Source organism: Mesorhizobium sp. M8A.F.Ca.ET.181.01.1.1 (assembly GCF_004792025.1).
Lineage (GTDB): Bacteria > Pseudomonadota > Alphaproteobacteria > Rhizobiales > Rhizobiaceae > Mesorhizobium.
This window is the reverse complement of sequence record NZ_SRTV01000001.1, coordinates 679,674-694,022: the sequence shown is the minus strand read 5'-3', so window position 1 is coordinate 694,022 and position 14,349 is coordinate 679,674. Positions and strand designations below refer to the sequence as shown.

Below are 14,349 nucleotides of genomic sequence, written 5' to 3'. Positions count from 1 at the left end.
CTTACCTCTCCCCCGGCCGATCGATGCCGGGAAGCTTTGGAAGGCCGAAAATCGAAAAATCGTCGCCGCGCGCCGGCGCCTCGGTGCGGACCGCCGCGCGCAGCCTGGCCGAGCGGGCGCGTGGGTTGGCCGCAACCTCGGCGTCGCCTGCCGTCACGCCGCCACCAGCCTTGCGGAAAGTCGCGGTGCGCGCCTGCGCCTCCGGCATGTGGCGCGAGCCGGTCATGGCGTCGGCGCGATCGGCGATGAAGCGCTTGACGATGCGGTCTTCAAGCGAATGGAACGTCACCACGACAAGTCGGCCGCCTGGCTTCAGCGCGCGTTCGGCCGCGAACAGCGCCTTGGCCAATTCACCGAGCTCGTCATTGACGAAGATGCGCAGCGCTTGAAAAACGCGGGTCGCCGGATGGATCTTGTCCTTCGGCGCGCGGCCGATATGCGTCTCGATGGCGTCGGCGAGTTCCAGCGTGCGCTCGAACGGCCGTTTTTCCCGGCGCGCCTCGATCATGCGGGCGATACGGCCGGCGTGACGCTCCTCTCCGAGGAAGCCGAAGATGCGGGCAAGGTCGCCCGGCTTGAAACTGTTGACGACATCGGCGGCGCTCAGGCCCGCCTGCGCCATGCGCATGTCGAGCGGGCCGTCGAAGCGGAAGGAAAAGCCGCGCTCGGCCTGGTCGATCTGCATCGAGGAGACGCCGATGTCGAGGACGACGCCATCGGCGCTGTCGATGTGTTCGTCGAGCGTCGAGAACGGCGCCTGCACCAGCCTCAGCCGACCGCCGGACTGCGCCTCGAGGTCGCGGCCTGCCGCGATGGCATCCGGATCGCGGTCGATCGCAACCACGGACGCGCCAGCCGCCAGGATGGCCTTCGTATAGCCACCGGCGCCGAACGTACCGTCGATGATGATGTCGCCCTCCGCCGGCGCGAGCGCTTCCAGCACTTCGCCAAGGAGGACCGGAATGTGGCGGACCGATCCGCCAACGGCGTTGTTATCATCGCCGTGGCCCACCATCATTCCGGTCGCTCCCCAGCCTTGGCCTCGTGAGCCTTCGTCCCCTGCCGAAGCTGCAAAAGCCTGGCCCGCGCCTGCGCCCCATAGGTCGCAAGCCGTCCCGGCTCCCAGATCTGAAAGAAATTGCCGCGCCCGACAAAGGCCACTTCCGCGGAGATGCCGGTATGTTCGCGAATGAAATCGGTCATGGTTATGCGGCCGTCCTGGTCGAGTTTCAGGAACGCTCCGTCGCCATGGCAGAAGAACGACATGTCGTCCGCCGTCTGCAGGAAGGGGTCTTCCCGAGCGATGCGCTGCTCGTAACGGTCGAGCAGGTCGAGCCCGCCGACATCCATCGCCGTCAGGTCCAGGCAACGCAGCGCGTAGAGTTCCGAATAGCCGCGCTTCTGCACCACGGCACGAAAATGCGCGGGAACGGACACCCGCCCCTTCGCATCGATCCTGCTCACCGTGTTCGACAGAAACCGGTCCATCACACGTTACAGCCGCTTGCGCCGCCGCACCCCTCTTCATCGTGTCGCACGCGCCACCGCCGCGCGTTGCCTGCCCCGCACCCACCTCGTCCACAGGGGAGAAAACCGGCAAACGCACAGCCGCCGCGGCTGCCCGATTGGCGAACGCTTTACCCTGACGCGGAACGAAGGCTTTGATGTCGAAATGGGATATCATGGGGCACTATGGGCGTCAACGGGAATAGGCTTCTCAGACACGCGCGCCACGCCGACGAGAAAGGCTTTGACAGCGCGCCTCGTCTTTATGATCCATTAAGCCTAACGAAGCGTTTAGAGCCTGCCTGGCCCAACTGGAGGCGCCTTGCCGCAAACCGCGGCCGGGCATAGCGTCTCGTCCATCTCACCGACCACCAAGGGATTTGAAATCGATGCCTGAAACTGCGAAGTCGCGCGCTGCGGCCCTTCCCCATTTGCGTCGCAGCGGGTTCGCCATGGGCGATTCCATTCCCCTGCCGCTGACCATGGCCGCCATCTTCCATGCACCGGGCGACGCCACCGGCTTCAACCAGTACGGCCGCTTCAGCAACCCGACCTGGGATGCCGTCGAACACATGTTGTCCCATCTGGAAGACGCGCCTTGCGTCGGTTTTCCCTCGGGGATGGCGGCGATCTCGGCGGCATTCTTTGCCGTGCTCAAGGCCGGCGACCATATCCTGCTGCCTTCGGACGGCTATCACACCACCAGGGCGCTGGCCGATCGCTTCCTGAAGCCGCTCGCGGTCACCTACGATGTCAGGCCGACATCGACCTTCCTCGACGGCGGCTTCGCGGGTTACCGCCTGGCCTTCGTCGAAACGCCCGCAAATCCGGGACTGGACATCTGCGATATCGCCGCTGTCGCCGAAGCCGTTCACAAGGCCGGCGCGCTGCTGGTGGTCGACAACACAACGATGACGCCCTTCGGCCAGCGCCCTCTCGATCACGGTGCCGATATCGTTGTCGCCGCCGACACCAAGGCGCCCAATGGCCATTCCGACGTCCTGTTCGGTCATGTCGCCAGCCGCAATGCCGACATCATCGCCGCCGTGACCGGCTGGCGCGAGGTCTCGGGCAGCATCCCCGGCCCGTTCGAAGCCTGGCTGGTGCATCGCGGCCTGGAAACATTGGACGTGCGCTTCGACCGCATGTGTTCGTCGGCGGAGGTGATCGCGCGGCGGCTGCAGGGCCATCGGGCAATCAGCGGCCTGCGTTATCCCGGCCTGGAAGGCGACCCCTCGCACAATCTTGCCCGCGCCCAGATGGAGCGCTTCGGCTTCCTCATCTCCTTCGAACTCGCTTCCGAGCAGAAAGCCGAGGATTTCATCAACGGCTGCGAATTGATGCAGGCCGCGACCTCCTTCGGCGGCGTCCACACCTCGGCCGAGCGGCGTTTGAAGCGAGGCGACGCGGTGCCGGCTGGCTTCGTACGCCTGTCGGTCGGCTGCGAGCCGGTGGAAGAACTCTGGAAGGCGATCGAGGCCTCGCTGGACAGGGTCAGCGGCTGAGCGAACCGTCAGGGATTGAGATCATCGACCTCGATCTTTCGGCGACCATGCAGCACACGGACGATTTCGACGGCATCGGCACCGACTCGGTACAAGGTGAGGTAGTCGCCGACGACCAGGTGACGAATACCGGTGCTATGTCCTCGCGCGGCGCGCCTGAAAAGGGGTAAGCTGCGAGTTGTAGCCATCTCGCCTCGAAACGATCAAGCAACCGATCGGCTGCAACCTCGTTGTCGCGCGCAATATGAAGCCAGATCGCAACCAAATCTTCTTCCGCACGCGCGCTTCGCTGGATGGTCAGCAAATTCATGCCGCATCGTGGGATCGCAAACGCCTGCGGGCCTCGGCCTTGATTTCATCCATTGACGCGAAGCGGCCCGGCCCGCTGTCGATCCCCTCCTGCACCAGCTTGCGCAGTTCTTCGACCGTGTAGCCCATCAGGTCGCGGCGGTCCTTCCATTGCCGCAACGCATCGCGGATCACCTCGCTCGCCGAGGCGTATTCTCCAGCCGCGACCACATCGTCGACCGCCCGCGCCAGTTCCGGCGAAAGCGTGATGCTGCGTTTGTCCACCTGACCCATGATAGGCTCCCGATGATGAGCCGCGATGGTACGATTTAATCGCACCAGTTTCAAGGAAGTCGGCGGAGATCTCTGGCTGTGGCGACGCAAAGTAGCGCCGCGCCCTTGAATCAGAAGCTGTGCCCAAGGGCGCAACCTTCTGATATCGAAAGACTTAATCCATATATGATGGAGAAAAATTGCCAGCCGGCCTGTAAGCCGGGTTTTGTATGGCCCTCGCCCCTTGCGAGGCGAGAACGTGGCGGCCATTCATCTTGGGCGCATGTTGCCATGCGCCTCACGCAACCTACCCGGACGGTGAGCCGGAAACAGCCCTCGAGGGTTTCCCCTCGCACCGCCCCTATTCGGTCTTGCTCCCGGTGGGGTTTACCGTGCCGCTCCTGTTGCCAGTCGCGCGGTGGGCTCTTACCCCACCCTTTCACCCTTACCCCGACAAAGTCGTGGCGGTTTGCTTTCTGTGGCACTTTCCCTGGGGTCGCCCCCGCCGGCCATTAACCGGCACCGTGTCTCCATGGAGCCCGGACTTTCCTCACCCGCGGCCTTTCGGCGTTTGCGGGTGCGGCCGCCCGGCCAGCTGGCAGAGCGTATAAAGGGGTTCACACCCCAAAACGCAACCGAAAAAGCCGATTGTGACCGGTTCTCGTCAAGCCGGCGCGCCGACAGCCGCCAGCTGAACCTTGACCTTGCTGCAGTAAGCCGCGGAAACCGGGTTCATGCGAGTGGCGCCATGGCCGGCATTGTATTTGAGGATCGTGCCGCAGGTCGTGCCGCCACCCAGGTCGCGCGCCATGGCGAGGTACTTCATGCCGTATTTGATGTTGGTGTCTGGATCGAACAGGCCCTTGGCCGACCCGTTGTAACCCATCATCCGCGCGGTTGCCGGCTTGATCTGCATCAGGCCGATCTCACCGGCGCCGCCGACCATGTTCGGCCGATAGTTGCTCTCGATCTTGATCACGGCGTGGGCCAGCGACACCGGAACCCCGTAGCTCGCCGCGTAGCGGGCGACAATCGCGGAATATTGGCCGCTGCTCGCCACTGCCGCGGTCGCCGCGGCGACGTTGCTGAGACCGATCGATGCCGTCGTCGTCATGTCAACGGTCTTGCGGCCGCGTTTCGTCTGCCTTTTGGCGGGGGATTTCCTTGCCTTGGTCCAGCTTGCCTTTTCCACTTTCGCGGAAGCCTGCTTCGTCGTCGCCTTCGCACTCTTGGTGCTTTTGGCCGAAATGGCCTTGCCTTTGGCGGATGTCGCGACCAGACCCTGGTCGGCCCGCTGGCTTAACGGTGCGGCGTCGGCCGCGCTGAAGGCAAAACTCATTACCCCGGCAGCAAGAGCTGCCGTTAAAACGGTCAATTTCTGCATGTGATCCTGTTCTGTTGGGACCACGCGAAGATTTTCGCGCGGCATCGCTTGATCAATATCGGATCACCCGGGGGCTGGACGTCCGACAAACTGTACGAAAGGCCCTTTGAAGCCCGATTTGGCGCCAATGAAGGCGGGGCAAGTCACTTTAAGTGACAGGTTGTAACTTTACGGTTGAGGAGGATTACTTGGACCGGCTCTTGACGTGAGGTCAACTCGTGACGGAGGCAAGCAGCCTCTGGAGCGTGCGCATCGTCGAGCCGTCGGCAACTCCGTCGACCCGGCGCGGTCGGAAATGCCGTTGGAAGGCCTCGACGACGATCCGTGTCCGATCGTCGAAAACGCCTGTTATCTCGACACCATAGCCATAGAGCGACAGCATCGACTGCAGCGCCTCGACATCGGCACCGTAATCGCCTGGCTTCAGCGCGGCTCCGCGCCTGACGGGCGCGGCTGGCACGAGATGACCGACACCGGCCTTAAACAGCACGGCCCATGGAAACTTCTCGCCAGGATCGATCTTGCGACCAGGCGCCACGTCGGAATGCGCCAGCACCCGCTCGGCGGCGATCGCATGCCGTGCTGCAATCCCCTTGCACAGCCTGATCACCGCATTGATCTGGCGTCGCGGAAAGCCGGGATAGCCCAGCGAATGGCCCGGATTGACGATTTCGATGCCGACCGAGCAGGAATTGATGTCGGTGTGTCCGAACCAGGAACTCTGGCCGGCATGCCAGGCTCGGTCGCTTTCCCGGACCATCTGCACGATGTGGCCATTCTCATGGACGAGATAGTGCGACGAGACTTCACTCGCCGGATCGCACAGCCAGGCTTCGGCACCGATACCGGTCGCCATGCCCGTATAGTGCAGCACGATCATGTCGGGCTTCTGCCTGTCGCGCCTTGGCCCGAAATTCGGCGATACCCTGACCTCGGCACTCGGCTCGTCGGGCAGGAAGCCGCTCATGCGTGCCGCAGGCCCCGCTCGATCATCTCGTAGGCGGCGTTGATCGCCGCGACCCTGGTCGTCGCGATCTTGATGAATTCCTGCGGCAGTCCGCGCGCGATCAGCCGGTCCGGGTGGTTGTCGGACACCAGCTTGCGGTAACGCTTCCTGACCTCCTCGAACGGCTTGCCGCGCTCGATACCAAGCACGACATAGGGGTCGCCGGCGCCAAGATTGACATGCCGCGCCATGATCGATTCGTAGTGCGCCTCGTCGATGCGGAAGATCTCGGCGATACGATGCAGGAAAATGCCTTCGCGCTCATGCACCAGCCCGTCGGCCTTGGCGATGTGGAACAGGCCGTCGAGTATGTCTTCCAGCATCACGCAATTGGAGTGCCCGGAGCCGCACATCTGCGCCATGCGCTCGGCATAGGTTTCGAAACCGGCCACATCCCGCTGGGCGAGATCGAACAGCCGCGCGACATTGCGCGTCTCTTTCGCCGGCACTTCGAAGATTTCCTGGAAGGCGCGCACCTCATCCTGGGTGACGATGCCGTCGGCCTTGGCCATCTTGGCCGAAAGCGCGATCATCGCCACTGAGAAGGCGACGCGGCGGCGCAGGTCGGCGTCGCCGGAGAAAACCGTGCGCACAGCCTCGACCACGTCGGCGACGCCAGACGTGGTTGAAGACGAAACCCGGGTGATGAAGTCGCCGAGGCGGTCCCAAATCGACATGGCCAGCTTCATAGAGCCAACCGGTCCCCGCTATCAAGCCAATAACGGCCAACTTGTGGGGCCTGTGAACGAAGGGCCCCTACGAGAAAAAGGCCGACATCAAGCCGGCCTTCCTCCCAAGACACTTACTGCTTACAAACTACTGCGCGGGCGCAGGAGCAGGCGTTGCCGGAGCCGGCTCGGCAGGCTTGGTCGAATTGTCAGCCGGGGCCGCAGGCTTCATCGGCTGCTCGGCGGCCGGCGGATTGGTGCTCTGGGTCGTGGTCTTGTCGGTGCCGCTATCGCTGCATGCCGCGACGCCAAGCAGGACAAGCGCCGAAACCGACGCAAGAATGAGCTTTTTCATGACATCTCTCCTTCAACACACGCTCACGTTGCAGTGAACGGTCGAAGGGAAAATGCATGACCGGGCCAAGGGTTTCGTAACGTTGCGTTTCCACCTGTAACATCAATGGCATGCAGGCGACATTGCTGCCGGCGCTTCGGCGCTTTAACAACGACACCGGACAACGGAATACCGGAGACAACCGCATGACCGCCAAATGGGATTTCTGGATCGATCGCGGCGGCACCTTTACCGATATTATCGGCCGTGACCCGCAGGGCGGGCTGCATCCGCGCAAGCTGCTGTCGGAGAATCCCGAAGCCTATGCCGATGCCGCCATTCAGGGCATCCGCGATCTGCTCGGCCTTGGACCGGCCGCCGCGATCCCGTCCGGCCTGATCGGCGACATCAAGATGGGAACGACGGTGGCCACCAACGCCCTTCTGGAGCGCAAGGGCGACCGTGTGTTATTGCTCATCACCAAGGGGTTTCGCGATGCGCTCAGGATCGCCTACCAGGCGCGACCCGACATTTTCGCCAAGGAAATCATTCTTCCCGAGCAACTCTACGAGCGCGTCATCGAGGTCGGCGAGCGCGTGCTCGCCGACGGCCGCGTCGAACGGCTGCTCGATATCGCGGCTTGCCGGCCGGCCATAGAACAAGCGAAAGCCGATGGCATCGATGCCGTTGCCATCGTCTTCATGCATGCCTGGAAATATCCAGACCACGAGAAGGCGGTGGCCAAGGTCTGCCGCAAGCTCGGTTTCGGCCAGGTCTCGGTCAGCCACGAGGTCTCGCCGCTGATCAAGCTGGTCGGGCGCGGCGACACCGCGGTGGTGGATGCTTATCTGTCGCCCATCCTGTCGCGCTATGTGCAAAGGGTGGCGGGAGAACTGGGCGCGGCGCCAATCTCCCCCCTCGTGGGGGAGATGTCGGCGAAGCCGACAGAGGGGGGCGCTGCCCCGCCAACGTCTCGTTCTGTCGCGCCCCCCTCTGCCCTGCCGGGCATCTCCCCCACAAGGGGGGAGATCAGCCAGTCCCCGCCTCGTCTGATGTTCATGATGTCTTCCGGCGGTCTCACCGCCGCCGACATGTTCCAGGGCAAGGACGCGCTGCTGTCGGGTCCGGCCGGCGGCGTCGTCGGCATGGTCGAGACGGCCAAGCTCGCCGGATTCGAAAAAGTCATCGGCTTCGACATGGGCGGCACCTCCACCGACGTTGCCCACTACGATGGCGAGTACGAGCGCGCCTTCGACACCGAGGTCGCCGGTGTGCGCGTCCGCGCGCCGATGATGCGCATCCACACCGTCGCCGCCGGCGGCGGCTCGATCCTGCATTACGAGGCCGGCCGTTTCCGCGTCGGACCGGACTCTGCGGGCGCCAATCCCGGCCCGGCCGCCTACCGGCGCGGCGGCCCGCTGGCGGTCACCGATGCCAACGTCATGCTCGGCAAGCTGCAGCCCGATTTCTTCCCCTCGATCTTCGGCCCCGGCCAGGACGCGCCGCTCGACGCGCAAACCGTGCGCGCGAAATTCGCGGCACTTGCCGCCGGGATCGGCGATGGCCGCTCACCGGAGGCGGTCGCCGAAGGCTTCGTCACGATCGCTGTCGAGAACATGGCCAATGCGATCAAGAAGATTTCCGTGCAACGTGGCTACGACGTCACCGAATATCTGCTGAACTGCTTTGGCGGCGCCGGTGGCCAGCACGCCTGCCTGGTCGCGGATGCACTCGGCATGGAGGCGGTGCTGATCCATCCTTTCTCCGGCCTGCTTTCGGCCTATGGCATCGGGCTGGCGTCGGTCTTTGCCTCACGCCAGCAGGCGCTGCTCAAGCCGCTCGCCGAGGAATCCAGAGCGGAGATCGGCAACCTCATCGCCATCTTGAAAAGGGCCGTGGTCGCGGAGCTTGCGGCGCAAGGCATCGCCGAGGGCTCGGTCGCCACCAGGCCGGTGCTGCACATCCGTTATGACGGCACAGATACGGCACTGCCGGTGAATTTCGAGGCAGACTCGATCTTCCAGGCCAGGCGCGATTTCGAAATCGCCCACAAGGCGCAATTCGGCTTCGTCTATGACGACAAGCCGATGATCGTCGAGACCGTCGGCGTCGAAGGCACCGAAACCGGCCAGACGACCGCCGAAGCCTATGCGCCCACCGGACCTGCAAGGGTCAACTCAGCCGCTTCCGAGAGCCGGCGTATCTATACGGAAGGCCGGTGGCATGAAGCAGGCGTCTACCGTCGCGAGAACCTCAGGCCGTCCAGTCTGGTCGCAGGCCCCGCCTTGATCACCGAGCCGAACCAGACCATCGTCGTCGAGCCGGGTTGGCAAGCCGAAATCACCAACCTCAATCACGTCGTCATACGCCGCACGGAAAGGAAAGCGCGCGCCGCCGCCCTTGGCACGCAAGCCGATCCGGTGATGCTCGAAGTCTTCAACAATCTGTTCATGTCGATCGCCGAGCAGATGGGCGTGACGCTGCAGAACACCGCCTATTCCGTCAACATCAAGGAAAGGCTGGATTTCTCCTGCGCCGTCTTCGACCACACCGGGGCGCTGGTCGCCAATGCGCCGCACATGCCGGTGCATCTCGGCTCCATGGACCGCTCGGTCGAGACCATCATCAGGCTGAACTCCGGCGACATCCACGCCGGCGATGTCTTTGCCTTGAACGCCCCCTATAATGGCGGCACGCATCTGCCCGACATCACCGTGGTGACGCCGGTCTTCGACGATACCCAGAAGAACATCCTCTTCTGGACGGCCTCGCGCGGCCACCATGCCGACATTGGCGGCACCGCCCCCGGCTCGATGACGCCGCTCGCCACCACGGTCGACGAGGAAGGCGTGCTGTTCGACAATTTCCGCATCGTCGACCGCGGAAAATTCCGCGAGACGGAGCTGCACACGCTGCTCACCGAGCATCGCTATCCGGCCCGCAACCCGCACCAGAACATCGCCGACCTGAAGGCGCAGATCGCAGCCAACGAGAAGGGTGTGGCGGAGCTGCGCAAGATGGTCGCGCATTTCGGTCTCGACGTCGTCGAGGCCTATATGGGCCATGTCCAGGACAACGCCGCCGAAAGCGTGCGCCGCGTGCTGGAACGGCTGCCGGACACGTCGGATTATGAATATCCGACCGATACCGGTCAGGTCATCAAGGTGAAGATCACGGTCGACCGGCAAAAGCGTGAGGCGACTGTCGACTTCACCGGCACGTCGCCTGTCATGAAGAACAATTTCAACGCGCCCGAGCCGGTCGCCCGTGCCGCCGTGCTCTACGCCTTCCGTGTCATGGTCGAGGACATGATCCCGATGAATGCCGGGTGCCTCAGGCCGATCAACATCGTCATCCCCGATGGCTGCATGCTCAAGCCCACCTACCCTGCCGCCGTCGTCGCCGGCAATGTCGAGACTTCGCAGCACGTCACCAACGCGCTGTTCGGCGCCATGGGCGCGATGGCCAATGCGCAAGGCACGATGAACAACCTGACTTTCGGCAACAAGCAGTACCAGTATTACGAGACGATTTGCTCCGGTTCGCCCGCCGGACACATGAACTCCGGCCGCGGCTTTGCCGGCACGTCGGGCGTGCACACCCACATGACCAATTCGCGCCTCACCGACCCGGAGGTGCTGGAGCTGCGCTTCCCCGTGGTGCTGGAGGATTTTCACATTCGCGAGGGTTCCGGCGGCAAGGGCAAATGGAATGCCGGCGACGGCACCAAACGCACCATCCGCTTCCTCGAGACGATGGAATGCGCGATCCTGTCCTCGCACCGCAACCGCCCGCCGGAAGGACTGGACGGCGGCGGCGACGGCGAGACCGGCTCGACCAAGGTGCGCCGCAACGACGGCACTGTTGAGACGCTGAAGGCTTGCGACCAGACCGTGCTCGACGCTGGCGAAGCCGTCATTGTGACCACGCCGACGCCCGGCGGGTTCGGCAAGTTGTAAGAAAGGCGTCAACAGGCTGTCACCGGCCTGTCATGACCCTGCGTTACCCGCTTGCGCCAAAGCAAATGGGGAATCACTTTGCCATGACGGACGTCTCCTCGGATCTGGTTTTTCGCCGCGGCAAGGAAGTTGGAAAGGCCGTCTACCAGAACCGCGCGCTTTCGAAAGCCGGCATCTCCGAGCGGCTGTTCGCCTTCCTGTTTTCCGGCCTCGTCTATCCGCAGATCTGGGAAGACCCCGACGTCGACATGGACGCGATGCAGCTCGGCCAGGGCCACCGCGTCGTCACCATCGCCTCGGGCGGCTGCAACATCCTGGCCTATCTGACCCGCTCCCCGGCACAGATCGACGCCGTCGACCTCAACGCGGCCCACATCGCGCTGAACCGCATGAAGCTGGAGGCGGTTCGCCATCTGCCTTCGCAAGGCGACCTGTTCCGTTTCTTCGGTGCGGCGGACACGAGCCACAATTCCGAAGCCTACGACCGCTTCATCGCCCCGCATCTCGATCCGGTCAGCCGCCATTACTGGGAGCGCCGCAACTGGCGCGGCAACAGGCGCATCGGCGTTTTCGATCGTAATTTCTACCAGACCGGCCTGCTCGGCCTGTTCATCGCCATGGGCCACCGCACGGCGAAATTCTTTGGCGTCGACCCAGCGGGCATCATGCAGGCCAGCAACATCGGCGAACAGCGCCGCTTCTTCAACGAAGAACTGGCCCCGGTCTTCGACAACAAGCTTCTGAAATGGGCGACCTCGCGAAAAGCCTCGCTGTTCGGTCTCGGCATCCCGCCGGCGCAATATGATTCGCTGATCACCTCCGGCGACGGCACCATGGCCAGCGTCCTGAAGGCCCGGCTGGAAAAGCTCGCCTGCGATTTCCCCCTGGAAAACAATTACTTCGCCTGGCAGGCTTTCGCCCGCCGCTACCCGGAACCAGGCGAGGCCGCCCTGCCCGCCTATCTCGAAAGGCAAAACTACGAGACCATCCGCGGCAATATAGACCGCGTCGCCATTCATCACGCCAACCTGATCGAATTCCTCGCCGGCAAGGATGCCGGCGCCGTCGACCGCTTCATCCTGCTCGACGCGCAGGACTGGATGACCGACGACCAGCTCAATGCGTTGTGGTCGGAAATCACCCGGACCGCCTCGGCCGGCGCCCGCGTCATCTTCCGCACCGCCGCCGAGCCCAGCCTGTTGCCGGGGCGCGTCTCGACCTCGCTGCTCGATCAGTGGGACTATCAGGACGAAGCATCGCGCGAATTCTCGGCCCGCGACCGCTCCGCCATCTATGGCGGCTTCCACCTCTATGTGAAGCGCCCGGCATGAGCACGACGGAACTGCCGGCCAGCCCCGAATTCAAGGCTAACCATGCCGAACTGATGGACGGCGTCTACCGCTGGCAGCGCCACATCTATGACCTGACCCGCAAATACTACCTGCTTTGCCGCGACCGGCTGATCGCGGGGCTGGACGTGCCGCCTGGCGGCGCCGTTCTGGAACTCGGCTGCGGCACCGGCCGCAATATCATCCTGGCTGCCCGCGCCTATCCCGATGCCCGCTTCTTCGGCCTGGATATTTCGGCCGAAATGCTGGAAACGGCGAGCAAGGCGATCGACCGCGAAGGCCTGTCGGACCGCGTCGTGCTGGCACGAGGCGACGCCACCGATTTCGACGCCAAGGCACTATTCGGCAAAGGCAGCTTCGACCGGGTCTTCGTCTCCTATTCGCTATCGATGATCCCGGGCTGGGAGAAGACGGTCTCGGCAGCACTTGCCGCGCTGGCCCCGACGGGCTCGCTGCACATAGTCGATTTCGGCCAGCAGGAAGGTCTGCCGGGGTGGTTCCGCGCGTTGCTGCGCGGTTGGCTGAAGAAATTCCACGTCACGCCACGCGAATCCCTGCGTGATGTTCTGGAATCGCAGGCCGAGCGAACCGGCGCAACCTTCCGTTTTCGCACGCTTTATCGTGGCTATGCCTGGCTGGCGGTGATTGGGCCACACAGCTAGCTAGTGCAGCGCCTTCACCAGCGCCCCCACCATCGCCCGCGGGCGATAGTTGAGTTTGGCCGGCGTTAGCCCGAGCCTCACCACGACCAATTGCTCGGACGGGATGATGGCGACGGTCTGCCCGTCATGCCCTTCCATCCAGTAAGTCTCCCTGGGCAGGCCTGCCGCAACGCCGGCGCCGGGGTTTTCCTCGTCGCCCGGTGCCTCGATCCACAGCTGGCCCTTGCCGTAGACTTTCGAGGCGGGCGCCGGTTCGCGCATCCAGTCGACGAAGCCGGCCGGCAGCACCTGGTTGCCGTTCCACACCCCGCCTTGCAGCAGGAACTGGCCGAAGCGAGCCCAGTCATGCGCCGTGGCATAGAGGTAGGACGAGCCGACGAAGGTGCCTTGCTCGTCGGTTTCGAGCACCGCGCTGTGCATGCCGAGCGGCTCGAACAGAGCCGTGCGCGGCCATGTCAGCGCCTTGGCCTTGTCGCCGATCGCGTCCTGCCAGAGGCGCGACAGCATCACCGCCGTGCCGCTCGAATAGGAAAACATCTTGCCGACCTCGCCGGTGAGCGGCTTGGCTTCGGCAAAACCCGCCATGTCGGGTTCGAGATAGAGCATGCGCGTCACATCGGCGACGTCGCCATAGTCTTCGTTGAATTCCAGCCCGCTCGACATCGCCATCATGTCGGCAAGGCTGATCGCGGCGCGGCCGTCCCTCTTCCAAGGCGTAAACAGGTCCTTGTTGTCGACCGCCATCTTGCCGTCCTTGACCAGCGTGCCGACGATGGCGGCGTTGACCGTCTTGGTCATCGACCAGCCGAGCAGCGGCGTCTTGGCCGAAAAGCCGTCGCCATAGCGCTCCGCGACCACCCGCCCGTTCTTGACCACGACGATCGCGCGCATGCCGGCGCCGGCCATGGCATCGTCGCCGACGACCTTCGAGACCTCTGGATTCTGCGATGCATCGACCCGTTCGCCCTCCGGCCACGGCGCATCCTGGTTTGTCGCCGCGGGTTCGGCATGGACCGTCGTGCGCCGCGCCTTGCCGACATCGCCGTCCGGAACCGAGGCGCAGCCCAGCCCGTCGCGGGCGACCGCCTCGCTCTTGCCGAGGAAGCCGAGCAGGCCGGCCGAAACCGTCCCCCGGTTCTTGTCGACGGAGACCCGCATCAGCCGTAGCAGCGGATGGCCGGGCGCCTGCACATCGACGGCCAGCACCTCATTGGCGTCGCGGCCGGCGATGAAGACGTTGGAGCAGACGATCTTGGCCGAATAGCCCGAGCCGACGCGGATGAGTTCCGGCGGCGCGATATAGAGCCAGGCAAACAGCGCGGCGACCGCCAGCACGATCAGGCCAAGCAGCCATTTGACGATCTTGACGACGAACCGCATCCATTGCCTCCCAGGCGCTCGCCTGACCTTATGTC

General features: G+C 64.0%; 13 protein-coding genes, 1 other RNA gene and 1 pseudogene. 4 read left to right on the top strand and 11 right to left on the bottom strand.

The window, feature by feature from the left end:
• Position 1 precedes the first annotated feature (1 nt).
• Together rsmH and mraZ are read right to left on the bottom strand one after the other, a co-directional pair.
• Entirely contained in the window at positions 2-1,018 is a 1,017-nt protein-coding gene (gene rsmH / locus EN824_RS03430; protein WP_135866365.1) for a 16S rRNA (cytosine(1402)-N(4))-methyltransferase RsmH, read from the bottom strand.
• Positions 1,015-1,488: a division/cell wall cluster transcriptional repressor MraZ gene (gene mraZ, locus EN824_RS03425; protein ID WP_127275798.1), complete on the bottom strand. Its 474-nt coding sequence runs from the start codon at positions 1,486-1,488 to the stop codon at positions 1,015-1,017. Before mraZ ends, rsmH begins: the two co-directional genes overlap by 4 nt.
• A 407-nt stretch (positions 1,489-1,895) precedes the next feature.
• Here mraZ and EN824_RS03420 point away from each other — a divergent pair, with 407 nt between their 5' ends.
• Positions 1,896-3,011 (top strand): cystathionine gamma-lyase, encoded by a 1,116-nt coding sequence (locus EN824_RS03420; protein WP_135866362.1) that lies wholly within the window; start codon positions 1,896-1,898, stop codon positions 3,009-3,011.
• A gap of 8 nt (positions 3,012-3,019) precedes the next feature.
• Here the strand turns inward: EN824_RS03420 and EN824_RS36630 are convergent, their stop codons facing one another.
• The 8 genes and pseudogenes from EN824_RS36630 to EN824_RS03385 all read right to left on the bottom strand — a co-directional run bounded on the left by EN824_RS36630 (position 3,020) and on the right by EN824_RS03385 (position 6,985).
• Positions 3,020-3,199 (bottom strand): type II toxin-antitoxin system RelE/ParE family toxin, encoded by a 180-nt coding sequence (locus EN824_RS36630; protein ID WP_335930821.1) that lies wholly within the window; start codon positions 3,197-3,199, stop codon positions 3,020-3,022.
• Positions 3,200-3,240: 41 nt separating this feature from the next.
• Positions 3,241-3,321: pseudogene (locus EN824_RS36625) on the bottom strand (type II toxin-antitoxin system RelE/ParE family toxin); the annotation flags it as partial.
• Positions 3,318-3,593: a type II toxin-antitoxin system ParD family antitoxin gene (locus tag EN824_RS03410; RefSeq protein WP_135919279.1), complete on the bottom strand. Its 276-nt coding sequence runs from the start codon at positions 3,591-3,593 to the stop codon at positions 3,318-3,320. The pseudogene EN824_RS36625 and the gene EN824_RS03410, both read right to left, overlap by 4 nt.
• Positions 3,594-3,771: 178 nt before the next feature.
• An RNA gene (gene rnpB / locus EN824_RS03405) (RNase P RNA component class A) lies at positions 3,772-4,171 on the bottom strand.
• A 65-nt stretch (positions 4,172-4,236) separates the two neighbouring features.
• Positions 4,237-4,956 (bottom strand): transglycosylase SLT domain-containing protein, encoded by a 720-nt coding sequence (locus tag EN824_RS03400; protein WP_135931898.1) that lies wholly within the window; start codon positions 4,954-4,956, stop codon positions 4,237-4,239.
• Between the two features lie 211 nt (positions 4,957-5,167).
• Complete coding sequence (locus EN824_RS03395) at positions 5,168-5,923, bottom strand: N-acetylmuramoyl-L-alanine amidase (RefSeq protein WP_127871694.1); 756 nt, start codon at positions 5,921-5,923, stop codon at positions 5,168-5,170.
• Entirely contained in the window at positions 5,920-6,639 is a 720-nt protein-coding gene (locus EN824_RS03390; protein ID WP_127275803.1) for a DnaJ family molecular chaperone, read from the bottom strand. Before EN824_RS03390 ends, EN824_RS03395 begins: the two co-directional genes overlap by 4 nt.
• Before the next feature lie 139 nt (positions 6,640-6,778).
• Complete coding sequence (locus EN824_RS03385; protein ID WP_127275804.1) at positions 6,779-6,985, bottom strand: hypothetical protein; 207 nt, start codon at positions 6,983-6,985, stop codon at positions 6,779-6,781.
• A 185-nt stretch (positions 6,986-7,170) separates the two neighbouring features.
• Between EN824_RS03385 and EN824_RS03380 the strand changes: the two genes are divergently transcribed.
• The 3 genes from EN824_RS03380 to EN824_RS03370 are packed head-to-tail and all read left to right on the top strand — an operon-like array spanning position 7,171 to position 12,934.
• Positions 7,171-10,923, top strand: a complete 3,753-nt coding sequence (locus EN824_RS03380; protein WP_135931897.1) for a hydantoinase B/oxoprolinase family protein — start codon at positions 7,171-7,173, stop codon at positions 10,921-10,923.
• 32 nt (positions 10,924-10,955) lie between these two features.
• Positions 10,956-12,254 carry a DUF3419 family protein gene (locus tag EN824_RS03375; RefSeq protein WP_135928334.1) on the top strand — a complete coding sequence of 433 codons (1,299 nt, stop codon included), beginning with the start codon at positions 10,956-10,958 and terminating at the stop codon, positions 12,252-12,254.
• Positions 12,251-12,934: a class I SAM-dependent methyltransferase gene (locus EN824_RS03370; RefSeq protein ID WP_135928333.1), complete on the top strand. Its 684-nt coding sequence runs from the start codon at positions 12,251-12,253 to the stop codon at positions 12,932-12,934. Before EN824_RS03375 ends, EN824_RS03370 begins: the two co-directional genes overlap by 4 nt.
• Here the strand turns inward: EN824_RS03370 and EN824_RS03365 are convergent, their stop codons facing one another.
• The gene (locus tag EN824_RS03365) at positions 12,935-14,314 is read right to left on the bottom strand and encodes a serine hydrolase (protein ID WP_135928332.1); all 1,380 of its coding nucleotides are present in this window, start codon (positions 14,312-14,314) and stop codon (positions 12,935-12,937) included.
• Between the last annotated feature and the right edge of the window lie 35 nt (positions 14,315-14,349).